The 22,711-nt window shown below is 57.9% G+C and carries 26 protein-coding genes and 1 pseudogene; 17 read left to right on the plus strand and 10 right to left on the minus strand.

Annotated elements, in window-relative coordinates:
• Nucleotides 1-11: 11 nt before the first annotated feature.
• Entirely contained in the window at nucleotides 12-917 is a 906-nt protein-coding gene (locus ACQY47_RS06485; protein ID WP_138450197.1) for a LysR family transcriptional regulator, read from the plus strand.
• Here the strand turns inward: ACQY47_RS06485 and ACQY47_RS06490 are convergent.
• Nucleotides 914-1,537 carry an HAD family hydrolase gene (locus ACQY47_RS06490; protein WP_017136123.1) on the minus strand — a complete coding sequence of 208 codons (624 nt, stop codon included), beginning with the start codon at nucleotides 1,535-1,537 and terminating at the stop codon, nucleotides 914-916. The genes ACQY47_RS06485 and ACQY47_RS06490 overlap by 4 nt on opposite strands.
• A gap of 276 nt (nucleotides 1,538-1,813) precedes the next feature.
• A complete protein-coding gene (gene fabV / locus ACQY47_RS06495) occupies nucleotides 1,814-3,007 on the minus strand; it encodes an enoyl-ACP reductase FabV (protein ID WP_017137466.1) in 1,194 nt (397 codons plus the stop codon).
• A gap of 275 nt (nucleotides 3,008-3,282) precedes the next feature.
• On the opposite strand from fabV, the gene ACQY47_RS06500 reads away from it, so the two are divergent.
• Complete coding sequence (locus tag ACQY47_RS06500) at nucleotides 3,283-4,107, plus strand: aspartyl/asparaginyl beta-hydroxylase domain-containing protein (RefSeq protein WP_017137465.1); 825 nt, start codon at nucleotides 3,283-3,285, stop codon at nucleotides 4,105-4,107.
• Between the two features lie 149 nt (nucleotides 4,108-4,256).
• Nucleotides 4,257-5,630 (plus strand): nucleotide 5'-monophosphate nucleosidase PpnN, encoded by a 1,374-nt coding sequence (gene ppnN, locus ACQY47_RS06505; protein ID WP_428556577.1) that lies wholly within the window; start codon nucleotides 4,257-4,259, stop codon nucleotides 5,628-5,630.
• Here ppnN and ACQY47_RS06510 read toward each other — a convergent pair whose 3' ends face one another.
• Complete coding sequence (locus ACQY47_RS06510) at nucleotides 5,631-6,023, minus strand: RidA family protein (RefSeq protein WP_099549595.1); 393 nt, start codon at nucleotides 6,021-6,023, stop codon at nucleotides 5,631-5,633.
• Nucleotides 6,024-6,178: 155 nt separating this feature from the next.
• Between ACQY47_RS06510 and ACQY47_RS06515 the strand changes: the two genes are divergently transcribed.
• The 3 genes from ACQY47_RS06515 (at nucleotide 6,179) to ACQY47_RS06525 (ending at nucleotide 7,274) form a co-directional block, all read left to right on the plus strand.
• Entirely contained in the window at nucleotides 6,179-6,436 is a 258-nt protein-coding gene (locus tag ACQY47_RS06515) for an AbrB/MazE/SpoVT family DNA-binding domain-containing protein (protein ID WP_017137462.1), read from the plus strand.
• The gene (locus tag ACQY47_RS06520; protein ID WP_138816170.1) at nucleotides 6,433-6,828 is read left to right on the plus strand and encodes a PIN domain-containing protein; all 396 of its coding nucleotides are present in this window, start codon (nucleotides 6,433-6,435) and stop codon (nucleotides 6,826-6,828) included. The genes ACQY47_RS06515 and ACQY47_RS06520 overlap by 4 nt, the downstream gene beginning before the upstream one ends.
• Nucleotides 6,829-6,905: 77 nt before the next feature.
• Nucleotides 6,906-7,274 (plus strand): hypothetical protein, encoded by a 369-nt coding sequence (locus ACQY47_RS06525; protein WP_428557347.1) that lies wholly within the window; start codon nucleotides 6,906-6,908, stop codon nucleotides 7,272-7,274.
• A 21-nt stretch (nucleotides 7,275-7,295) separates the two neighbouring features.
• Here the strand turns inward: ACQY47_RS06525 and ACQY47_RS06530 are convergent, their stop codons facing one another.
• Both ACQY47_RS06530 and ACQY47_RS06535 read right to left on the minus strand, forming a co-directional pair.
• The gene (locus ACQY47_RS06530; RefSeq protein WP_099549597.1) at nucleotides 7,296-7,625 is read right to left on the minus strand and encodes a YXWGXW repeat-containing protein; all 330 of its coding nucleotides are present in this window, start codon (nucleotides 7,623-7,625) and stop codon (nucleotides 7,296-7,298) included.
• Between the two features lie 159 nt (nucleotides 7,626-7,784).
• Entirely contained in the window at nucleotides 7,785-8,660 is an 876-nt protein-coding gene (locus ACQY47_RS06535; RefSeq protein ID WP_176991362.1) for a LysR family transcriptional regulator, read from the minus strand.
• A gap of 120 nt (nucleotides 8,661-8,780) precedes the next feature.
• Here ACQY47_RS06535 and ACQY47_RS06540 point away from each other — a divergent pair, with 120 nt between their 5' ends.
• On the plus strand, nucleotides 8,781-9,446 hold the full coding sequence (locus ACQY47_RS06540) for an NADPH-dependent F420 reductase (RefSeq protein WP_240792720.1): 666 nt from the start codon (nucleotides 8,781-8,783) through the stop codon (nucleotides 9,444-9,446).
• Between the two features lie 67 nt (nucleotides 9,447-9,513).
• On the opposite strand, the gene mqo is transcribed toward ACQY47_RS06540, so the two are convergent.
• A complete protein-coding gene (gene mqo, locus ACQY47_RS06545) occupies nucleotides 9,514-11,169 on the minus strand; it encodes a malate dehydrogenase (quinone) (RefSeq protein ID WP_099549600.1) in 1,656 nt (551 codons plus the stop codon).
• A 435-nt stretch (nucleotides 11,170-11,604) separates the two neighbouring features.
• On the opposite strand from mqo, the gene ACQY47_RS06550 reads away from it, so the two are divergent.
• Complete coding sequence (locus ACQY47_RS06550; RefSeq protein WP_428556581.1) at nucleotides 11,605-12,792, plus strand: MFS transporter; 1,188 nt, start codon at nucleotides 11,605-11,607, stop codon at nucleotides 12,790-12,792.
• A 110-nt stretch (nucleotides 12,793-12,902) separates the two neighbouring features.
• Here ACQY47_RS06550 and ACQY47_RS06555 read toward each other — a convergent pair whose 3' ends face one another.
• Both ACQY47_RS06555 and ACQY47_RS06560 read right to left on the minus strand, forming a co-directional pair.
• Complete coding sequence (locus tag ACQY47_RS06555) at nucleotides 12,903-13,124, minus strand: hypothetical protein (protein ID WP_428556583.1); 222 nt, start codon at nucleotides 13,122-13,124, stop codon at nucleotides 12,903-12,905.
• Between the two features lie 146 nt (nucleotides 13,125-13,270).
• Nucleotides 13,271-13,639, minus strand: coding sequence for a DUF6124 family protein (locus tag ACQY47_RS06560; protein WP_428556585.1), 369 nt, complete (start codon nucleotides 13,637-13,639; stop codon nucleotides 13,271-13,273).
• A gap of 852 nt (nucleotides 13,640-14,491) precedes the next feature.
• Between ACQY47_RS06560 and ACQY47_RS06565 the strand changes: the two genes are divergently transcribed.
• Nucleotides 14,492-15,064, plus strand: coding sequence for a hypothetical protein (locus tag ACQY47_RS06565; RefSeq protein ID WP_428556587.1), 573 nt, complete (start codon nucleotides 14,492-14,494; stop codon nucleotides 15,062-15,064).
• Nucleotides 15,065-15,316: 252 nt separating this feature from the next.
• On the opposite strand, the gene ACQY47_RS06570 is transcribed toward ACQY47_RS06565, so the two are convergent.
• Nucleotides 15,317-15,574, minus strand: a complete 258-nt coding sequence (locus ACQY47_RS06570; RefSeq protein WP_428556589.1) for a DUF3630 family protein — start codon at nucleotides 15,572-15,574, stop codon at nucleotides 15,317-15,319.
• A gap of 318 nt (nucleotides 15,575-15,892) precedes the next feature.
• Here ACQY47_RS06570 and ACQY47_RS06575 point away from each other — a divergent pair, with 318 nt between their 5' ends.
• The 4 genes from ACQY47_RS06575 (at nucleotide 15,893) to ACQY47_RS06590 (ending at nucleotide 18,021) form a co-directional block, all read left to right on the plus strand.
• The gene (locus ACQY47_RS06575; protein WP_428556590.1) at nucleotides 15,893-16,522 is read left to right on the plus strand and encodes a hypothetical protein; all 630 of its coding nucleotides are present in this window, start codon (nucleotides 15,893-15,895) and stop codon (nucleotides 16,520-16,522) included.
• Between the two features lie 30 nt (nucleotides 16,523-16,552).
• Nucleotides 16,553-16,786 carry a hypothetical protein gene (locus ACQY47_RS06580; protein ID WP_428556592.1) on the plus strand — a complete coding sequence of 78 codons (234 nt, stop codon included), beginning with the start codon at nucleotides 16,553-16,555 and terminating at the stop codon, nucleotides 16,784-16,786.
• 79 nt (nucleotides 16,787-16,865) lie between these two features.
• A complete protein-coding gene (locus ACQY47_RS06585) occupies nucleotides 16,866-17,450 on the plus strand; it encodes a hypothetical protein (protein WP_428556594.1) in 585 nt (194 codons plus the stop codon).
• A gap of 49 nt (nucleotides 17,451-17,499) precedes the next feature.
• The gene (locus ACQY47_RS06590; protein WP_428556596.1) at nucleotides 17,500-18,021 is read left to right on the plus strand and encodes a hypothetical protein; all 522 of its coding nucleotides are present in this window, start codon (nucleotides 17,500-17,502) and stop codon (nucleotides 18,019-18,021) included.
• Nucleotides 18,022-18,283: 262 nt separating this feature from the next.
• Here the strand turns inward: ACQY47_RS06590 and ACQY47_RS06595 are convergent, their stop codons facing one another.
• Nucleotides 18,284-19,027 carry a hypothetical protein gene (locus ACQY47_RS06595; RefSeq protein ID WP_428556598.1) on the minus strand — a complete coding sequence of 248 codons (744 nt, stop codon included), beginning with the start codon at nucleotides 19,025-19,027 and terminating at the stop codon, nucleotides 18,284-18,286.
• A gap of 236 nt (nucleotides 19,028-19,263) precedes the next feature.
• Between ACQY47_RS06595 and ACQY47_RS06600 the strand changes: the two genes are divergently transcribed.
• The 4 genes and pseudogenes from ACQY47_RS06600 to tal all read left to right on the plus strand — a co-directional run bounded on the left by ACQY47_RS06600 (nucleotide 19,264) and on the right by tal (nucleotide 22,541).
• The gene (locus ACQY47_RS06600; protein WP_200433298.1) at nucleotides 19,264-19,506 is read left to right on the plus strand and encodes a CopG family ribbon-helix-helix protein; all 243 of its coding nucleotides are present in this window, start codon (nucleotides 19,264-19,266) and stop codon (nucleotides 19,504-19,506) included.
• Nucleotides 19,507-19,782: pseudogene (locus ACQY47_RS06605) on the plus strand (type II toxin-antitoxin system RelE/ParE family toxin); the annotation flags it as partial.
• 84 nt (nucleotides 19,783-19,866) lie between these two features.
• Entirely contained in the window at nucleotides 19,867-20,853 is a 987-nt protein-coding gene (dusA, locus tag ACQY47_RS06610; protein WP_428556600.1) for a tRNA dihydrouridine(20/20a) synthase DusA, read from the plus strand.
• Between the two features lie 761 nt (nucleotides 20,854-21,614).
• A complete protein-coding gene (gene tal, locus ACQY47_RS06615) occupies nucleotides 21,615-22,541 on the plus strand; it encodes a transaldolase (protein ID WP_428556603.1) in 927 nt (308 codons plus the stop codon).
• Nucleotides 22,542-22,711: the final 170 nt, after the last annotated feature.

Below are 22,711 nucleotides of genomic sequence, written 5' to 3' on the forward strand. Positions count from 1 at the left end.
AGGGCTTGATAATGGATCTGTTCCAGTCGATGTCGGTGTACGTGAAAGTGGTCGAGGCCGGCAGCATGACCGCCGCCGCGCAGGAATGCGGGCTGTCGACCACCATGGTCGGTAACCACTTGCGCGCGCTGGAGCAACGGCTGGGGGTCAGCTTGCTGAAGCGCACCACGCGCAAACAGAGCCTCACCGAATTTGGCGGGCAGTATTACCAGCGTTGCCTGGAGGTGCTGGGGCTGGTGGCCGACTCTGAGCTATTGGCGGAGCAGATCCACAGCGAAACCCCCAAAGGCAGCCTGCGCATCACCGCGCCACCGGTGTTCGGCACCGAGCGCCTCACACCGGCCTTGAGCGAATTTGCCCAGCGCTACCCGCAGATCAATCTGTATGTCGAACTCAGCAATGAGCGCATGGATCTGGTCGACAGCGGCTTCGACGTTGCCATCCGCCTGGGCGAGTTGGAAACCTCAAGCCTGATCGCCAGGCCGATGCAGGCCTATACCCTGACGCTCTGTGCGTCACCGGCGTACCTGGCGCGACGTGGCATTCCGCAGACGCCCGACGACTTGCGCCAGCACGACTGCCTGGCGTTTGCCTACCCGGCGAACGATAACTGGCGAGACACCAGCAAACTGTGGCGCATGACCGGCGATGCAGGCGAAGTGGAGGTGCCGGTGGCCGGAGCATTGACCATCAACAGCTCCCAAGGCTTGCGCCAGGCAGCCGTGAACGGCATGGGCATCATCATGCTGGCCGATGCCTTGGTGCAACCGGACCTGGAGAGCGGCAAGCTGGTGGCGTTGCTGACCACCTATCAACTGCCCAGCCGCCCCATGCACCTGCTCTACCGACAGGACCGCTACCGCCTGCCCAAGCTGCGCGCTTTTGTGGATTTCGCCATGGAAAAGTGGGCGCGCTAAAAGCTCACGCCCAACGCGCGCAAACGCGCCGCAGTGCGCTCGGCCGACACATGGTGAATGCCCTGCCAGCCGAGGGCTTCAGCGGCCTCGATATTGCCGGCAACGTCGTCGATAAACACCACTTCCCTGGCCTGGATATCCGGCAAGTGAGCGCGAACCTGATCAAGGCTCGCGTGATAGATCGCGGGGTCCGGCTTGATCAACTTCAACTCGCCAGACACGACGATATCGCGCAAGTGCTGCAGAAACGGGTAGTTGGCCCGTGCGTAAGGGAAGGTTTCAGCCGACCAATTGGTGAGCCCGAACAGCGGCATATCGGCCTTATGCAGCGCCTCAAGAATGGCCACGCCATCGGGCAACGCGCCACGCAGCATTTCGTGCCAACGGTCGTAATAGGCCTGGATCAGGGGTTCGTGCTGCGGGTATTGCTCGATAAGGTGGCGGGTGCCTTCGGCCAGGCTGCGGCCGGCGTCTTGCTCGGTGTTCCAGGCTTGGGTGCAGATGGTGTCGAGAAAGTGTTGCCGTTCGGCGTCGTCGGCAATCAGCTTGCGGTAAAGGTGCTGCGGGTTCCAATCGAACAGGACACCGCCAAAATCAAAAACTACTGCACGAATCGTCATCAGATCCTCCGTTAGCGTGGCTTGATAGCGCAAGGAGTCTGGCAGATTGTGAGGAAGGGTGGGAGCGCGAGGGAATGTAGGAGGGTTCTGAATTAACCCAAGGCAAATGTGGGAGCTGGCTTGTGTGGAAGCTGGCTTGTGTGGGAGCTGGCTTGTGTGGGAGCTGGCTTGCCTGCGATAGCATCGCCTCGGTGCAACTGATATACCGAGGTGACTGTATCGCAGGCAAGCCAGCTCCCACATAAGCCAGGCTCCCACATTTTTTTCTGATCGTGTTTAGGCCTGGATAAGGCCCTTGATCTTCACAGTCGGATTCACATCAGCTTCATAGTCCACGCCGTCGATTTCAAACCCGAACAAACGCAGGAACTCCGCCTTGTAGCCAGCGAAATCGCTGATCTCGTTGACATTGTCATCGGTCACCTGATTCCACAGTGCAGCCACGGCGTCCTGAACCTTCGGTTCCAGCTCAGCCAGGTCGGCGCGCAGGCGGCCGTCGGCGTCCAGCTTCGGCTCGCTGCCGTACAGGCTGTCTTTGAACAGGCCGTAAACCTGCTCGATGCAACCTTCGTGGGTGCCCTGCTCTTTCATCACTTTAAACAGCAGCGACAGGTACAGCGGCATGATCGGGATCGCGGAGCTTGCCTGGGTAACCACGGCCTTGAGCACAGACACACGGGCGTCGCCCTTCAGCGCGGCGAGGTTGTCGCGCAGGGTCAGGACTTTTTTGTCGAGGTCTTTCTTGGCTTCGCCGATGGAGCCGTTCCAGTAAATATCCTGGGTCAGCTTCTCGCCGAGGTAGGTGAACGCAGTGGTCTTGGCGCCTTCGGCCAACACGTCGGCGTCACGCAGGGCGTCGATCCACAGCTGCCAGTCTTCGCCGCCCATGACTTTCACGGTGCCGTCGATTTCTTCCTGGGTTGCAGGCTCAAGGGTGGTGTCGACCACAACGCCTTTGTCGGTGTTGATACCGCGCAGGGTCACGGCCTTGCCGATCGGCTTGAGGGTGGAGTTGTGCACCACGCCTTGCGGGTCGGTACGGCGCGGCGCGGCCAGGCTGTAAACCACCAGGTCGATTTTGCCCAGGTCTTTCTTGATGGTTTCGATGGTCAGGCGCTTGATCTCGTCAGAGAACGCGTCGCCGTTGATGCTCTTGGCGTACAGGCCTTTTTCCACGGCAAACTTCTCGAACGCCGCGCTGTTGTACCAGCCGGCGGAGCTCAGCTTGCCTTCTTCGCCTTCTTTCTCAAAAAACACGCCCAGGGTGTCGGCGCCGCAGCCAAACGCAGCACTGATGCGCGCGGCCAGGCCATAACCGGTGGAAGCGCCGAGGACCAGCACCTTCTTGGGGCCGCCTTCGATGGCGCCATGCTGGGTTACGTAGTCGATCTGCTCTTTGACGTTCGCTTCACAGCCAACAGGGTGAGCGGTCACACAGATAAAGCCACGAACCCGCGGTTTGATGATCATAAAATTTCTGCCTCTTCCAAGGGGTCGACGGCCAGTGGTGGCCATTCAACTTCAATCGTACCGGTCTATGACGCGCGAAAAACCGAAGCGTCACGATAGACGCAAATCTTCTGTTTACAAAATCCAATCGGCAAAACAGCTGGCGCGCAGCACCGCCTGGTTAAAAACTGTGTTCAACGTTCACAAATTCGCAATATTTAAAACGCCCGGCACCGTGATAACCCACTATCATGGCGGGATTGTTTCGCTTTGTTTCAGGTCCGGAGCCTCGCTTCATGAGTAAAAGTGCTGTGCAAAAAAAATTGGTCTCAGTCGCCTGGGTACTCGGCGTTCTGCTGTTCATCTATTGCTTCCCACGTACCAGCCTGGTGTTTCTGCTGCTGGTGCTGTTCTGCGGCATTTATGACTTCCTGCGCAACGGCCTGTACGACCGCGACACCATCAAGAAATACTTCGTTGGTAACGGCCGCAACACCTGGATATTGGCGCCGTTCAATACCCTGTTCGACCTGTTGAGCCTGCGCAACCGCCACGTCTACACCATGCGCGACCTGCCGCCCGCCTGGCGCGAAGACCTGCAACAAGTCATCGACGACGCCATGGCCAACAAGGACGAAATCATCAGCTACCTGGACGAGCGCATGGCCGAGAAAAAGCGCGGCATGTTGTTCTTCCAATGGTACGGTCGCCCGATCGAAACCACCCTGGACATTCCGCAACTGCGCAAGAAACTGCCGTTTGTGAAGACCATCGGCGTCTCGGTGTTCAACGAAAACCGCTCCACGTCCTTCCACTTCGGCCCGCTGCGCATGATGTTCCGCGTGCTCTACAACATGGCGCCGGCGCCTCATCACGACGGTGTTTACATCCAGGTGGGCAAGCACAAGCACTACTGGCACGATGACCCGCTGTTCATCTTCGATGACACGCTGATGCATGCCTCCTTCAACAAAAACGACGCAAAGCGTTACTGCCTGTTCATTGACATCGTGCGGCCGACCTTGCTGCCCTCAGTGCTCAACGCCGTGATTTCGGGTTTTGCCGGGTTGGTGTTTACCCTGCGTCGGGTTTTCTACAAAAACTGGAAGCTGATTCAGTAAGTTCTGCGGCATGATGGTGTTGACGGTGTTTGCGCCCGGCCCTTGCGGCGGCCAAACTAACTGTCTAGTGCGACCGAGTTCGGCGCTCACCATTCTCCAGCCATCGCCGCCCCTGGCGGCTGCGATGGCTGTGCTTTCAAGGAATCAGAATGCCCCAACGTCAAGTCATCAATGCCTCCGTCAGCCCCAAGGGCAGCCTCGAAACCCTGTCCCAACGTGAAGTCCAGCAACTGAGTGAAGCCGGTACCGGCAGCATCTACACGTTGTTCCGCCAGTGCGCCCTGGCCATCCTCAACACCGGCGCGCATATCGACAACGCCAAGACCATCCTCGACGCCTATAAAGACTTTGAAGTGCGTATCCACCAGCAGGACCGTGGCGTGCGCCTGGAACTGTTGAACGCCCCCGCCGATGCCTTCGTCGATGGCGAGATGATCGCCAGCACCCGCGAAATGCTCTTCAGCGCCCTGCGCGATATTGTCTACACCGAGAACGAGCTGGACAGCCAGCGCATCGACCTGAGCAACTCCCAGGGCATCACCGACTACGTGTTCCACCTGCTGCGCAACGCCCGTACATTGCGCCCGGGTGTCGAACCGAAAATCGTGGTGTGCTGGGGCGGGCACTCGATCAATACCGAAGAATACAAATACACCAAGAAAGTCGGCCACGAACTGGGCCTGCGCAGCCTTGACGTGTGCACCGGCTGCGGCCCCGGCGTGATGAAAGGCCCGATGAAAGGCGCGACCATTTCCCACGCCAAGCAACGCATTACCAACGGCCGTTACCTGGGCCTGACCGAGCCGGGCATCATCGCGGCCGAAGCACCGAACCCCATCGTTAACGAGCTGGTGATTCTGCCGGACATCGAAAAACGCCTGGAAGCCTTTGTGCGCGTGGGCCACGGCATCATCATCTTCCCGGGCGGCGCCGGCACGGCCGAAGAGTTCCTGTACCTGCTGGGCATCCTGATGCACCCGGATAACCGCGATGTACCGTTCCCGGTCATCCTCACCGGGCCGAAACAGGCCGCGCCGTACCTGCAACAACTGCACGCGTTCGTCGGCGCCACCCTCGGCGAAGCGGCGCAGGCGCACTACCAGATCATCATCGACGACCCGGCCGAAGTGGCCCGCCAGATGACCATCGGGCTCAAGGCCGTGAAGCAATTCCGCCGTGAGCGCAACGACGCGTTCCACTTCAACTGGCTGCTGAAGATCGACGAAGGCTTCCAGCGCCCGTTCGACCCCACCCACGAAAACATGGCCAGCCTGCAACTGAGCCACGCGCTGCCGCCCCATGAGCTGGCGGCCAACCTGCGCCGCGCGTTCTCGGGGATTGTGGCCGGTAACGTCAAGGACAAGGGTATTCGCCTGATCGAGCAGCATGGCCCGTATGAGATTCACGGTGACCCGGCGATCATGAAACCCTTGGACGAGCTGTTGCAGGCATTTGTCGCCCAGCACCGTATGAAGTTGCCGGGCGGCGCAGCCTATGTGCCGTGCTATCGCGTGGTGCAGTAACTAGCGCTGCACCGCCACGCATTTGATTTCCACCAATAGGCCGGGGTGTGCCAGTTCGGACACCCCGATCGTGGTCCAGGCGCAATGCCCGCGCGGGAACAGGCGGTTTTTCACCTCCCGAAAAACCGCCATGTGCTGGCGCATGTTCACGTGATAAGTGGTCATGTCCACCACGTCATCGAAGCTGCAACCGCCCTCTTCCAATACTTCCCTCAGGTTTTCCCAGGCCGCGATAAATTGCGCCTCGGGGTCTTCGATCACGGCCAGCTGCGGTGTACGGCCGACCTGGCCTGCGCAGTAAAGAGTGTTGCCAACTTTTACCGCAGGCACGTAGCCGGCGCGCTCGACAATGGGTTGCATGGCGGCAGGAATGATGAGCTGACGTTCGGTCATAGCTTGTATCTCTTTGGGTCGCAGGCGGGCGTGTGAGCGCGCAGAGTTCGAGCTAGGGTTTTACCTGTTCCCACTCACTCACACCAGCAGAGCACCCTATGGACCAACGGATCTTGTCCTTCATAAATCCTTACCTTAATGTAAGGAATATCACGATGGAGATTTTCACTATGGCCACCGCCACACTCACCTCGAAAGGGCAAATCACTATCCCCGTGCAAGTGCGCACCGCGCTTGGCCTGGAAACAGGCGATCGGGTTGAATTTGTCGAAACGGAAGACGGCAAGTTTTCCATTATCGCCGCGAGCAAAACCGTGCAGGACCTCAAGGGGCTGATCCGCAAGCCCGCACAGGCCGTGTCGATCGAAGACATGAACCGCGCCATCGCCGCGCAAGGAGCAAACGCCGGATGATCGGGCTCGATACCAATGTGCTGGTGCGCTATGTCACCCAGGATGACCCCGTGCAATCGCCCAAGGCCTCGGCGCTGATCGAGTCGCTCACCAGCGTGTCACCGGGCTTTGTCAGCCTGGTGTCGGTGGTGGAATTGGTCTGGGTGCTGCAAAGCTGCTACCAATCGGCCAAAAGCGACGTGGTGACCGTGCTGGAAACGCTGCTGCGCACCCGTGAACTGACCGTCGAGCACGCCGAGATCATCTGGCAGGCACTGCGACGATTCACCGCCGGCAAAGCCGATTTCGCCGACTACCTGATCGAACGCTGCGCCCATGCAGCCGGCTGTGAATACACCGCCACCTTCGACCTTAATGCGGCAAAAGCCACGGGAATGAAGCGCCTGGCTTGAGCCGCAGCATTGCGACGCATGCCGGGCTTTGGTAAAAAACGCCACTGCCCTTGATCAAGAGAACTCCCCACGTGCGCATGCTGCTTCTTGTTGCCATGGCCCTGGCGCCCACCCTCGCCCTGGCCGAGACCATCACCTGGCCCGCCCTGCCCAAAACCTGCTTCGTCAGCGGCCGCTCCGCGACCAGCGTGGATATCGACAGCGGCTGCGCGGCGTTTACGCTGAATGTGCAAGGCAAGCCCGCGGGTTCACCGATCAAGGTGGATGTGCCGCAGTACGCCCTGCATGTGGATGAAGCCACCGGCAAGGAGACACCGGTGATCATCATCCAGGCCGAAGAACACGGCGACACCCAGATAGTTGGCTATCAGGAGTTGGGCAGCGATCAACTCGGTGCCGCGCTGCTGCGCGAGGTCAAGCTGTTAGGCACCCAAAAGCCGAGCTAGCCGTTTTGTCAGGTGCCAGGTTCAGCGAACCCAGCCACCGCCCTGCCAGTGATAACCGTCATTACGCTGCACCCAGTGCGGATGCACATAACGATAACCTTCGCGCACCTGCTCCCAATGGCCGTGCACCGCCACATAGCGCCCACCTTCCCAACGCCAGTAGCCGCGTGACCACACATAACCGTAGCGAGCCGCTGGCTCGACTTCGATCACCTGCACCGGCGGCGGCTGCGGCGCCACCACCTCGACATACTCTCGTTGCACCGGCCCGCGCTCGTGCACCACGCGCTCTTGTACACACCCGGACGCCGCGACGACAAACGCCGCCAATGCCGCATAACGTAGCAACATACACACCCCTCGGGCGCCAGCGCCCAACGAATACACCGGTAAAAAATGCCCCCTTGCTGCAGCCTCGCTCCTGCTTGGCTCTGGGTTATTTTTAACAGGTGGTGTCTGTCAGGTTGCTGAACCTGAGGTATTCGCACCACAGGGCCGGTATTTGAGCGCTCAAGCGGGTCCGAAACGCCCCAGCACCGCCTCGACAAAGCGCCGCAACTTGGCCGTGCGCTGGCGGTTCGCCGTGTAGACCAGGTGCATCGAGCGGCTCGGCGCCTCGAAGCCTGGCAGCACCCGCACCAACTCGCCCTTGGCCAGTGCCGTGCGCAAGAAGTCTTCAGGGCCAAGCACGATGCCGAAACCATCCAGTGCCGCCGTCATCAACGCCCGGCTTTCGTTGACCTGCAAACGGCTGGCAACCTGCACCTTGTGCACAGTGGTGCCTTGGTAAAAGACCCATTCACGCTCTGCCGGGCGTGACCAGAACGCATAACCCAGGCATTCGTGATGCTCAAGGTCTGCCGGCACCAAAGGCACGCCCCGTGCGGCCAGGTAGGCAGGCGCGGCGCAGGCCACCAGGCGATAAGGTGCCAGCGGCCGCGCCGTAAGGCCGGTCGTCGCAAGCGGGCCGATGCGAAAAGCCGCTTCATAACCCTCCTCCACCAGGTCGACAAAACGGTCGGTCAGGTGCAAGTCGATTTCCACATCCGGGTTGTCACGCAAAAACCCGGTTATCAGCGGCATCAGGCTGTAGGAGCCGAACGTGACCGGGGCGGTGACCTTCAACTTGCCGCGCGGGGTGTCATTCATGATCTGCGCCAGCGAATCGGCCGCCTCGGCTTCCGTGAGGATATGTTTGCAGCGCTCGTAGTACGCGCTACCCAACTCCGTCAGGCTTTGCCGGCGCGTGGTGCGGTTGAGCAAGCGGGCGCCCAGGTGTTGCTCCAGCGCGGTGACATGCTTGGCCACCATCTGCGGCGACAGGTTCAAGCGCTCGGCCGCGCGGGCATAAGAACCCAGCTCGGCGGCCGTTACAAACGCACTCATGCTGGTTAGACGGTCCACAATTAACTACTCCCAGTAACTACACTGACTCCAAACCACACATTTATCACCCAATGGTTGCCAATCATCATAGCCACTCCCCCACTTCGCAGGAGCAAAGCCATGAAGATTGGCGTGATTGGAGCAGGTTTTATCGGGCGCGCCGTGGCCCAACTGGCCCTGGCTGCCGGGCACGCGGTGATGCTGAGCAACTCCCGTGGCCCGCAGACCATGAGCAGCGTGCGCAGCGGCATACCCGGTGTGCAAGTGGGCAGCGCGCAGGATGCCGCCCAGTTTGGCGACGTGGTGCTGGTGGCGATCCCGCTTGAACACTACCGCAGCGTGCCCGCGCAGTGGCTGGCAGGCAAAACGGTGCTGGACGCCAACAATTACTACCCTGACCGCGATGGGCATATCCCGGTGCTGGACCGTTTTGAAACCACCACCAGCCGCCTGTTGGCCGAGCATTTTGCCGACTCAAAGGTCGTCAAAGTGTTTAATGCGATCTTTGACTCAGACATCAACCGCGATGCACGCCCCCACGGCGCGCCTGACCGTCGCGCCCTGCCGGTGGCCGCCGATGATGCGACGGCAAAGGCGCATGTGATCACGCTGCTCGACGAGCTGGGTTTCGACGCCGTGGACGCGGGAACGCTGGATGAAAGCTGGCGCTTTGAGCGGGCCAAGCCTGCGTACTGCGTGCCGCTGGATAAAGCAGGTTTAAAGGCCGCATTGGCCGCCGCCGAGCGCACAGTTGAACTGCCGCCAGCCGAACGCTCCCGCACCTGAACACACGCCCACAAAAAAGCCCGCTGACCGTTACCGGTTCAGCGGGCTTTTTAACATCAGGCTTGGCTTACAGCGCCAGGTCAGACGTCGGCTTGCTCGGCTCAGCCGCAGGCTTGGCAGCCTCGGTGGCCTGGGTTGCCTTTGGTGCGCTCAACTGCGGGATCGCAGGCGGAGGCGTCAGTTGCAGGATACCGGCGGTGTAGGCCCATTCCTTGGCAACCGCTTCCGGGCTGTCGTTCAGCTTGGTGCCGTAGCTCGGTACGATCTGGTGCAGTTTGGCCTGCCACTCAGGAGTCGCGACCTTGTCCTTGAACACTTTTTGCAGCACGGTCAGCATGATCGGAGCCGCGGTGGACGCGCCCGGCGATGCACCCAACAGGCCGGCGATGGTGTTGTCGGCGGAGCTGACCACTTCGGTGCCGAGTTTCAGGACGCCGCCCTGCTCTTCGTCACGCTTGATGATCTGCACGCGCTGACCGGCTTGCCACAGGCGCCAGTCGGACTGCTTGGCGTTCGGGAAGTACTCTTGCAGCGCCTTGAAGCGGTCGTCATCGGACAGCATCAGTTGGCCGGCGAGGTACTCGACCAGTGGGTATTCACGAATACCGACTTTGGTCATAGGCCAGATGTTGTGGGTGGTGGTGCTGGTCAGCAGGTCCAGGTACGAGCCTTCTTTGAGGAACTTGGTCGAGAAGGTTGCGAATGGGCCAAACAGAATCACACGCTTGCCATCCAGCACGCGGGTGTCCAGGTGCGGAACCGACATCGGTGGCGCGCCAACCGAAGCCTTACCGTAGGCCTTGGCCATGTGCTGCTCGGCGATGGCCGGGTTATCGGTCACCAGGAACGAACCACCAACCGGGAAGCCTGCGTATTCCTTGGCTTCAGGAATGCCCGACTTTTGCAGCAGGTGCAGTGCACCGCCGCCCGCGCCGATGAACACGAACTTGGCGTCGGTTTCGGTCTTGGTGCCGTCTTTCAGGTTTTTGTAGCTCACACGCCACGAACCGTCGGCGTTCTTGGTGATGTCCTGCACTTCGCTCGACAGTTTGAGATCAAACTTCGGCGTGGTTTGCAGGTGAGCGACGAACTGGCGGGTGATCTCGCCGAAGTTCACGTCGGTGCCGATCGGGGTCCAGGTGGCGGCGATCTTCTGCTTCGGATCACGGCCTTCCATCATCAATGGAACCCACTTGGCGATCTGCGCCGGGTCTTCGGAGTACTGCATGCCGGCGAACAGCGGGCTGGCTTGCAGGGCTTCGTAGCGCTTTTTCAGGAACTTGATGTTGTCATCGCCCCACACAAAGCTCATGTGCGGTGTGGAGTTGATGAACGAACGCGGGTTCTTCAGCACGCCCTGCTGAACCTGCCAGGACCAGAACTGACGGGAAATCTGGAACGCTTCGTTGATCTCGACCGCTTTCGGGATCTCAACGGTGCCGTCCTTGTTTTCCGGGGTGTAGTTCAGCTCGGCCAGGGCCGAGTGACCGGTACCGGCGTTGTTCCAGCCGTTGGAGCTTTCTTCGGCCACGCCATCGAGGCGCTCGACCATCTCCATCGACCAGTCCGGCTGCAGCTCATTGAGCCAAACACCCAGGGTCGCACTCATGATGCCGCCGCCGATCAGCAGCACATCGACTTTCTTTGCCTCTTCCGCGTGAACGGACGTGATCCCCATCGACAAAGCCAGCCCCAGCAGGGCAGTGTTTACTTTTTTAAACATCAGTAGCACCTATGATAAAACGCCATCCGCCCCACCGCCCCTGACTCTGCAGGCCGTAGGGTGGGCACACAAGGCCGACGTAGCGACCTCACTGTTTTTGTCCCTTCTGCGCTGACTTCTTATCATTATTGGCTTCAGCTACCTGGGCGACAGCCGACCGCCGGGACGTATACGGGTGTACGCACCGGGGAAAGACTAGACCAAGACGGCGCGCAGAATATCACGCTGAACCGCATTTATGCGCCGTTTGGCCAATTGACAGCTCTAAATCGCGGCTTTTAACGCGCACGTGTCAAGCATCGCAGCCGCGACCTGGGGTCACAGGGCGTTTAATCAAACTGAACCCTCGCGCAAAACGCTGTTCTAGACACCTTCGTGGCGGCTTGCGTAGCATCGCCACTGTCCTTCGTGCACTTTTTTCCTACAGAGTTACCCATGACTATCCAGCAAACACCCGGGCACGTACTGCCCGCGCGCAGCGCCGCCAAAATGGAAGCGGCCATGGCCGTGGGCGCCTTCGCGATCGGCACCGGCGAATTCGCCATCATGGGCCTGATGCCCGACATCGCCCAAAACCTGGGCTTAAGCGAACCCCAAGTCGGCCACGCGATCAGCGCCTACGCCCTGGGCGTGATGGTCGGCGCGCCACTGCTGGCCATTCTCGGCGCCAAACTGCTGCGCAAACACATGCTCTTACTGCTGATGGGCCTCTACGCCCTGGGCAACCTCGCCACCGCCTTCACCCCCACCTTCGGCTCGCTGGTGGCCTTCCGCTTCATCAGCGGCCTGCCCCACGGCGCCTACTTCGGCATCGCCGCCGTCGTCGCCTCCAGCATGGTGCCCAACGACAAACGCGCCGGCGCCGTGGCCCGCGTGATGATGGGCCTCACCCTCGCCATGCTGCTCGGCAACCCCATCGCCACCTTCCTGGGCGAACACCTGGGCTGGCGCTCGGCGTTCGCACTGGTCAGCGCCATCGCCCTGTGCACTATCGCCCTCGTCTGGCAATTCGTCCCCGACCGCCACGACGAACCGCGCAGCGACCCGCGCAAAGAACTGCGCGCCTTCACCAAACCCCAAGTGTGGATGGCCCTATCCATCGGCGCGATTGGCTTTGCCGGCATGTTCTGCGTGTTCAGCTACCTCGCCCCGACCATGCTCGAAGTGACCAAAGTCTCGCCCCAATGGATCCCCTTCGGCCTCGCCGCGTTTGGCGTCGGCGGCATCATCGGCAACATCGCCGGCGGCAAACTGTTCGACCGCCTGCAATTTCGCGCCGTGGGCTGGATCATGGTGTGGTCGATGGCCGTACTGATCTTCTTCACCTTCGCCGCCAGCTCGCTGTGGAGCGTACTGCTGGGCATCGGCCTGGTCGGCACCATGATTGCCATGGCCGCGCCGCTGCAAATCCGCCTGATGGACATTGCCCACGAAGCCCCAAGTTTGGCGGCAGCGTCAAACCACGCAGCGTTCAACCTGGCAAACGCGCTAGGGCCGTGGTTCGGCGGAATGGCAATTACAGCGGGATACGGCTGGACCAGCACCGGCTACATCGGCGCCGCCACCGCGCTGGTCGGCCTGGGCATCTACCTCATCGCCCGCCGCATGAAAGGCGGCCACTGAAATATCAGGCCACCCCTATTCCAATGCGGGAGCCCTGCACCAATGTGGGAGCGGGCTTGCCCGCGATAGCGGTGGGTCAGTCAACAAATCAACGACTGCCCCACCACCCATCAATCATCATGCAACAACCCCGCCCCATACTCCCCATAACTACTCCCCAACCCACTCCCGCCAAAACTCATCTTGGCCGCCTTGCTCGGGCTATGGTCCCCAAACGCCTGGCATCCGCCAGTAAAACAAGGGTCACCCCTCCCGCCCGACGACCCCGTCGAACAAGCGCCCAACAGCAACGTGCCAGCAATCAGCGCGACTTTAACCAGGTTCGAGATCATGTTTTCAGTTCCCTGTGGGCTGGAGGCGCGGGGGTCCTCTCTTGAAGAGGATCGTAGACCTCAAAGGCGCTGGGGATTATGAAATTTTGCGCGGTGACAGCATGGGTTCAGGTTGCCGCCTTTGGGTAAGGCGGCGGGGTTGGGGGTCAGGCGGTGGCTGGGCTGGCGGCAGGGGCGACTTGCTCTTGGGCTCGGGCGACGAGTAGAGCGCTTAGGTCGATGAGTTGCTGGATGCCGAGGATGATGGCGCGGTGCGGGTCTTCGAGGTCGAAGGCCAGGGTGGCGGTTATTTGGTTGGCGGAGTCGAGGTGCTCGGCGGCGTTGGCTAGGAGGGTTTCGGTGTCGATGTTGGGGCTGACGTGGAATAGGTTGGTGGTTGGGTGGTCGGCGGGGGCGGCGTTGTCGTCAGATGGCGGCAGGTAATGATGAATAGCGCGCTGAGCCGCAGCGTGAAGCTTGGCATCGGTGGGTTCAGCGTTTGAGGCATGAGGCGGATTCGGTGTGACCTTGTACATGGCGAAGCTCCTTTAGAATTCCAGGAACTACCAAACTCACTTCCACATGAGGGTGGCAGCTGTACGCAGGTGTGGAAGACCAGGGCTAAAGGACCCGGCGCACCGAAGTGCCCCGCGCACAGCCGCCATAAGCAATCATACAGACGTAAAAAAACGTCGGTAGGTGTTTATGGGCGATTGAACGCCTTCAGCTTGGTCGGACTTCCACATCCGGCCGCTGGATTGGCAGCGGCTGGGGGAGGTTAGCTAGAGGGGGTCTGAGGGGCAAGCTGAGAAACGTGTGGGATTTTTCCTAGAGGATTTGGCCTGTTCTTCGGATCACTTAGTCCTTCCTGCCTCGCCCCCCATGATGGATTGGAATTACTAATCCTATAGGCCGCGTATTACTTGCTCTGTAGAGCCGACCTGAAAGCTGCGTACCACTTTCGTACCAATACTACTTCCAAGCAGCGACACCATGCTCCTAACGACAGGCAGCAATCGGCCGATTGTGTTGAAAAAGTCGGTTTTCCCAAAACACTCGAATATTGATGGATGAAAACACCTCTGTTGCCCGCTGCTACGTGAAATCCGAGTACTGAACCTTCTGCCAAAAATTCAGATTTCAATCTCAGGCGCGTACTTTTCTGGCGTGGAATTCGAAGCCGACTTTTTCAACAGAATCGGCCATTTACAGCCGTTCGACGGACGTGTGTAAATCGGCGACAATCTGCACAGGGACGGTCAGCACACGAGAGGCATTACGTGGAGTTTCTGCGATTTCCCAAGTGCGACAATAGTCGGAAGCCGGAGTCCCAAGTTGTCAGGTTCTACTATCCGAAGTGCGAAATAAACTATGGTCACGGAGGACCGATGAATCAAACCAGTACCGAAGCAGATCAATCCCCGGTGAGCACAGCAGGATGGCTGAGGCCGGCTCATTTTTATGTTTGGCTAACGGCCGGCGCGGTGTTCTATTTTGGTGACGAACTCGACCGCGTGTATGGGCTTTGGCTCTTAATGATTCCGCTGCTTGGAGTCCCCGCGCTCATTGCAATGGGTACCTTCATCGTCGGGCTGATCGCCAGTTTATGGTACCGCCTATGGGGTAGGTTACTTTCCGTCATGGGCGCGCCAGCCCTAACGATCGGGTTGCTAGTGGCCTTTGCCCACTACGAAATCAATCCCGACTGGATACGATTCCAATTGACGAGTGGTCACTATGCGGAACTGGCCCGCAATCTACCCGGGCCGTCGCCAAAATACGGGAAGTGGGATTGGGGGGAAACCGGTGGGGCTACTGGACCGAACTTCTTCTACAACCTTGTCTACGATGAAACTGACAAGCCGCTCGATCGACCTGAGATGGCAGAACAAAAGGGCTGGACATATTCAGTGCATCCGTATGGTCGCCACTTCTTTTTGATCACGGCACTGTACCAGTGATTTAGCGCACCAAAATAGGCAGGTCTCTGCTCAAATCGAAACATTTTGGCTCTTGTTGCAATGTCTTCTCCATTCGAGGCCGTGTCTGACACACTGCATTGAATATGCCTTTCGGGCGGTTTGACGGACCGCTCAGGGTCGTTTTCAGCCCTTCGCGACAGGCAGAAAACGGCCAAAAGCTGACGGTGGCTACAGGCAGAAATCGACCCACTGCTGCCGTCTAGATCAGACGTGATCTTTGTTGGAGCGGGCTTACCCGCAAAGAGGCTGCTTGAGCAACGCACATACTCTTCGAGCGATGTCATCTGCGCCATCGGGAATGTCCACTGAAATGCCTAAATAGTGTTCAAGGTGCAGGGTGAGCGTGTGTTCATCTACCAACAGATCCCAGTAGCGCTGATCTTGACCATCGAGCCTCTCTTTCCAGCAACCTCCCAGCCCTTGCTCAAGAACCCGGGCCACGTCCTCGAAAAGCGTCCAGTCGGCTGCTTCTGATACTTCAATCCTCACCACCTCACCACCTCACCACCTCACCACCAGAAGTCCCCCGATTCTGGTGGCTCCTGCGAATGGTCGCAATGGGTCGACTGCTGCCGGTCACCAGCGAAAAATATCAGCCTTTTCGGTGATGGATTGGAACTACTAATCCTATAGGCTACATAATCCGGTCACTCCAGATCAGGCAAAAAAACCCCGTACCACTTTCGTACCACGCAAACCGACACATGCATCATATTCTCATTCCAGATGATGGATTTATGTCTGCTCCTTTGACTCCTGTATGCCTACAATCAGCGTTTAACTCGTGACATTCGCGCAGGAGCGATCATGGACCCAGGGAACGTTTCAGCGATCATTTCGGCAGCAGCAGGTATCAGCGGTGTCCTGCTCGGAAATTTGTTCGTTCTAGCTAAGGAGTCTTGGATCAAGCGGAATACGGTAAACCAGAACACAACATACCTTGGGATTATCGTTGTTTCGCATTTGGAGCAATTCGCAACTCAATGCTTTGACGTCTGCATAGACGATGGCACATTGCGGGGTCAACCCGCAGGCGAGGATGGCCAATCTCAAACCACTACCGCGACGCCTGTATTTGCTCCCTTGGAGCTCGACGTCGACTGGAGGCTGCTACCCAAAGATCTGATGTACTCGATACTTCGAATTCCCGATCTACAAGACCAGCTTCATGGAAAGCTCCGGGGAATTCAGGAGTACGACTACGACCCACCCGATCATCCCGAGTTTTTCTGGGTAAGGAGACGAGGGTATGCAGTACTAGGGCTCCAAGCATCTGACATAGTTAGAAAACTTCGATCACATGCAGATCTACCCGCTGACGAACCTTCACCAGGCGAGTGGAGTCGAGATCAAAGTATGAGAGACGTAATAGTCGATTTAGACAGGCTAGAGAAGAATAGTCGCCGATGGAGCGCTACTTTGGATCTACCCACGTAAACTCGCGTTAACAAAGCCAGAGGACGGTAGATGACTCTCGATCCCAACGAAACTCTGAAAGCTCGTCGCCTGACGCGATTACGCGAAGAACTAGGCTATTTGCTGAGCGACGAAGACCCCGGCAGCAGTTCCTGGCGACAAGGCATGATCGATGGACGCATGCTTGAGCTGAAAGAACTGGGAATTTTCGACCAGGACGATTTTGACGCGTTTAATGCCGAATACACCGACGCTCTCTGGGCCAAGAAAATGGCAGAAAGCTGAAACCGGTGCACTCACGACGCCGCGCCTGTGAAAAAGCGCCCTGGGCGCCTCTATTCTAGAACGTTTTTGGAGGTAGCTGATGAGTGCCAAATATTACCAGCTCGACGAAGGCCAATTGCCAGTCGACTATCCCACCCATCGTCATTCGGGTGAATTCTGGGAGCAACTGGGTCGTACGGTTGCAACTTACGGCTTTCTGGAGCAGGTATTGGGCAGAGCCATTTTCGCCCTGACCGCTACGCGCAGGTACGCGCAGGATGAGTTGGAGCAGGCATACAGCAAATGGCCGGGCCAGCTTGAGCGGGCGCTGTCTGATCCTCTCAGAGGGCTCATTGATTCATACGGCAGTGCCCTGCGCAATTACCATAAAAGGCCCCCTAGCAATTTTGATCAATTGGTGGACGATTTGATACATGCTGCCGAGTTGCGCAACGTCATATGCCATGGCGCTTGGGGGGCACCGGATGTCAACGGCAAGTCATTGCCATCGTTTGTTGATCGGAAGCAGAGGATCTTTGCCACTAGCATCGATGTCGCTTACCTCCAGCAGATCCGCACTCAAGCCTCCCAGCTCGTCTGCGAGGTTATTAATTCCATCAGTAGCTTAGGCTTACAATTCCCTGGATCGGCCGGCCCAGGCGAGAGATGCCTACCGCTCTCCTAACAGAACATCGAAAATTCGGCTTTAAAAATATTTAGAAAGGATTACTTACTTGTTAAATCGAGCTGAAAAATTAATAAAAAGACTGACACTAAGACTTTTTTTCTTCACGATTTTCTCTCTTGGCTCAACTATATTTTTCACCACAACCTACCATTACTTGGCGCAAAAAGAGTTTTTCTACCTGGCAACTTTATGCTTTACAATATTAGCTATCTTGTTCGGCTTTTCGGCATTACTTTACAACAGATCTCGTGCTTTCAACCCCGGCCCCGCTCAACGCCGCTCCCTATACGCTGCTGAAAGAGCACTTCAGGCAACGATTTTGTTTACATCAGGGCTTGCTCTTGGTGCAATTATAATCACCATAATGCTGCAATTGAAAATCGACACAGGAGATGGTGGACCACAATCCAAAATATTATTAATTTTCTTTATCCCAATGTTACTTTTACTTTTCTCCTTCGGTGTATCTGTTCTTTCCTTTCGAGCAATTTCGCATGGAATGCTTAAACCTGTAAGCACGAGGGAAATGCTCAAAAGAATCAGACACCCCAAGAGCACTAAAATCTAATCTTAATACACTACTACAAACGTCCTTTGTGCTTGGGACATATGGAAACGATGAATCTAATTGGAGGGGACAGATTTATTTAGCGGTCCTAAGGTGGCCTGCCGAACCAAAACAGCAACCAACGATTTAAGATCCCGACTGGATGCAATCATTGAGGCTGCTATGACACGGAATCCCTGACGCTGCCGGAAGATTCAACTCCCTGATCTCACCTGACGACCGTGATACAGCGGATGTCGCGATCCCCAGATATGGTGTTGCCCTAATCCTTCAAAAACTCGCCGGTCATTTCTAGCATTAGAATTCGGTCGAGGTAGTAGAGGATTTTCTCAGCGGGTATGAAGTTGAGTAGTCCATTGACGTCGCTTGCGAGAGTCACCATGCCCGCGAATTGCCATTGATCATTGGTCTCAGCGATCACGACTGAACCGCTCATACCTCTGAATTCACCGGGACGATCACCGACAACTTTCAGGGTTGTGAGCCCAGGTAGTGTCGATTCAACAAGGACTCCATTGACCGAGTAAAGAACTGCCGAGAGCAACTGCTTATCGTAGTCGTAGGCTCTGCCGACATCTGGGTATCCGAAAACTCGGAAGACGTCGGCGCTTGGCTGGTGCTCAGTTTGAATAATATCTGTGGCACGAATCCAACTGAGGCCAGCAGCTATCAACGCTTCGTGCTGGGATTCAAGAATGCGCAGGATCAGTAAATCGAAATCTGGGTCGAAGTCAGGAACGAAAACCGCTTTTCGGTCAAAAACGATAGAAATAGGAGCGTTACGTAGCCTGATACGCAGGTCTTCAGCTTTTGCATACTGGCTAACGAGCACATGCTGTGCAGAGATAACAAATAGCTCCCCTCCATGTTCTAGGACGAATGCAGTTCCTACGCCATGATGAGTAGCGATGTGCTCGTTTTCGTAGCTCAAAATTACCGGATGTACTTGGCCTTCGATGAGGTCACCCAGCTCGTCAAGCGTTATGAAATCAGGTAGCTGCGCCATGCGGGACTCCATTTTAACGTTTCCGAGTATGAATACTTAAGCTAGCGCGAGCCATGCTTTCCCAATACGCACACATGCCCTGATAGGGCCCTACTAGAGATATCGGGGTCAGGCCACGATACTCCGGCAGTGATGTCGAACAAATCACTTCCGGATACACCTAGCGACGACCTGTCGATTCAAGCGAGTGCTCCAAGGTGTAAGATGCCCAACTACCGCCCACCATCGAGGCAGCCATGTCTGGAATCTCCCTAAACCTCCCGGAAGACCTGTCCAACTCTCTCGCCGACCTGGCCAAAACCAACGGCCAGACTGCGACCTACCTGGCGATGGACGTTCTTCGCGACTACATCGAACACGAAAAAACGCTGACCGCCCAGATCGAACTGGCAGTAAAAGAAGCCGACCAAGGCAAGTTCGCCACCGACGACCAAGTGGCAGCGATGCGCGCTAGGCGCTGGAGCCGGAATGCGGGTTGAGAGTGGCTTGAAAAAGCACTCAAAAATCTGGAAGACGAAGCAAACTATATCGCTCTCGAAAATCCAAAGGCGGCTGACGACTTCTCCGATGTCATCTTCGCCAGCGTCGACAAGCTAGCTCAGTTTCCCTCCATGGGCCGTGAAGGTCGGGTAAAACACACCCGAGAATGGGCGGTGCCCAACTGGTCCTATCTGATCCCGTATCGGGTACGCGAAGATCGCTTACAAATTCTTGGCATATTCCACACAAGACAACGTCCGCGCTCGAAGTGGTGAAGGCCGCGAAACACGCCCTTCCCACACCCAAGACCCATCCCTGATAAACTGCGCCCCATTCACCCCGCTGACTCAGATCCCTCAATGCCCCTACAATCCGCCCCACTCTCCCGCCGCTTCTCCGTCGCCCCGATGATGGATTGGACCGACCGCCACTGCCGGTACTTCCTGCGCCTGCTCTCCAAGCACGCCCTGCTCTACACCGAGATGGTCACCACTGGCGCGATCCTGCATGGCGACCACGAGCGCTTCCTGCGCCATAACGAAGCCGAGCACCCACTCGCGCTGCAGTTGGGCGGCAGCGTCCCCGCCGACCTGGCTGCCTGCGCGCGTATGGCTGAGGCGGCCGGTTACGACGAAGTGAACTTGAACGTCGGCTGCCCGAGTGATCGGGTGCAGAACAATATGATCGGCGCGATCTTGATGGCGCACCCGGCCCTGGTGGCGGAGTGTGTGAAGGCGATGCGGGATGCGGTGTCGATTCCGGTGACGGTGAAGCATCGTATCGGGATTAATGGGCGGGACAGTTATGCCGAGTTGTGTGATTTCGTTGGGACGGTGAGGGATGCGGGGTGTACGAGTTTTACGGTGCATGCGCGGATTGCGATTCTGGAGGGGTTGTCGCCGAAGGAGAATCGGGATATTCCGCCGTTGCGGTATGACGTGGCGGCGCAGTTGAAGCAGGATTTCCCGGAGTTGGAGATTGTGTTGAATGGCGGGATCAAGACGCTGGAGCAGTGCCAGGAGCATTTGCAGGTGTTTGATGGGGTGATGTTGGGGCGGGAGGCTTATCACAATCCGTATGTGTTGGCGGAGGTGGATCAGCGGTTGTTTGGGAGTGAGGCGCCGGTGGTGAGTCGGGCGCAGGTGTTGGCGCAGTTGCGGCCTTATATTGCGGAGCATTTGGCCAGTGGTGGTGCGATGCATCACATTACTCGGCATGTGTTGGGGTTGGGGACCGGGTTTCCGGGGGCTCGTCGGTTCAGGCAGTTGTTGTCGGTGGATATTCATAAGGCGAGTGATCCGTTGGCTTTGTTGGATCAGGCTGGGGAGTTGTTGGAGGGGCGGTGAGGGGTTGGGTGTCAGTTGGTTTATTTGGAGGCTGACAGGCGGCTTTCGCGAGCAAGCTCGCTCCCACAGTTTTGAGTGCGGGGTGTCAGGGAGTTGGGTGGTGGCTGGGCTGGCGTTATCGCAGGCAAGCCAGCTCCCACCGTTTTGAGTGCAGGGTGTCAGGGGGTTGGGTGGTGGCTGGGCTGGCGTTATTGCAGGCAAGCCAGCTCCCACAGGTTTGAGTGCGGGGTGTCAGGGGGTTGGGTGGTGGCTGGGCTGGCGTTATCGCAGGCAAGCCAGCTCCCACAGTTTGAGTGCAGGGTGTCAGGGGGTGGTTGGTGGCTGGGCTGGCGTTATTGCAGGCAAGCCAGCTCCCACCGTTTTGGGTGATGGGTGTCAGGGTTGGTCGGTGGCTGGGCTGTTGTGGCGAGCAGGCTTGCCCTGCGTTGGGGTGCGTAGCGGCCCTGATGACTATGACGGCGTTCTGAATGAAAAACTCGATCGCCTTACTGGGGCTGCTTCGCAGCCCAACGCAGGGCAAGCCTGCTCGCCACAGCAAGCCTGCTCGCCACAGGAAGCCAGCTCTCACACGGGGCCGCGTTGGTTGGGGGAACTTGGGTTGAACCTGTCGGGGGTTTTGGTCTCCTATTTAGCACCAAGACGGGGCATTCAAACGGCTGTTTTCAGGTTGTTGCCCTCGCAAACGACTGAATGTATTTGCGCCCTTGAGCGCTTGTCGGCGCTCGGGTAATGTCATCAGACCCACAGGACAGAGCACGCCCATGACTTCCAAGCTGGAACAACTCAAGCAATTCACCACCGTTGTAGCCGATACCGGCGATTTCTCCACCCTCGCCAAGCTCAAGCCGCAAGACGCCACCACTAACCCTTCCCTGCTGCTCAAGGCGGCGTCGATTCCAAGCTATGCCACGCTGCTGGATGAGGCTGTGAAGGACTGCAACGGTGACGTCGGCCTGGCCAGCGACCGTTTTGCGGTGGCGGTAGGTCAAGAGATTCTCAAAGTCGTACCGGGGCGTATTTCCACCGAGGTGGATGCGCGTTTGTCGTTCGATGAAGCCGCGATTCTCAAGCGTGCGCACCGTCTGATCGACCTGTACGACAAAGCCGGCGTAGGCCGTGACCGCGTGCTGATCAAGATCGCCTCCACCTGGGAAGGCATCCGCGCAGCGGAGAAGCTGGAAAAAGAAGGCATTCAAACCAACCTGACACTGCTGTTCTCGTTTGCCCAGGCCGTCGCCTGCGCCGAAGCCGGTGTGTTCCTGATTTCGCCGTTCGTGGGCCGTATCTACGATTGGTACAAGAAGGCTAACGGCAACGACTACATCGGCGCTGAAGACCCAGGCGTTGTGTCGGTAACGCGCATCTACAACTACTACAAGGCCAATGGCTATAAAACTGTAGTGATGGGTGCGAGCTTCCGTAACCTCAGCCAGATTGAAGAGCTGGCCGGCTGTGACCGCTTGACCATCAGCCCGGACCTGCTGGAGAAGCTGGCCGCCGATGAAGGCAAGCTGGAGCGCAAGCTGTCGCCAGGCCATGCCGGTGAAGCGCGGGTGCATTTGACTGAAGCGCAGTTCCGTTGGGAGTCCAACGAGGACGCAATGGCGACTGAGAAGCTGGCGGAGGGGATTCGTCAGTTTGCTCGGGACCAGGAGAAGCTGGAGGCGTTGTTGACTGCCAAGCTGTAAGGCAGGCGGCGACAAAAAGGGCGGCACCTGTGAGGGTGCCGCCCTTTTTTGTGGTTCGCAGTTCTCAAACCAGTCACCGTTCAAACTGTGGGAGCTGGCTTGCCTGCGATAGCGGTGGGTCAGCAATGAATAGGTGGCTGACATACCGCTATCGCAGGCAAGCCAGCTCC

This window comes from Pseudomonas edaphica (assembly GCF_965277385.1).
In the GTDB taxonomy this organism is placed as follows: domain Bacteria; phylum Pseudomonadota; class Gammaproteobacteria; order Pseudomonadales; family Pseudomonadaceae; genus Aquipseudomonas; species Aquipseudomonas edaphica.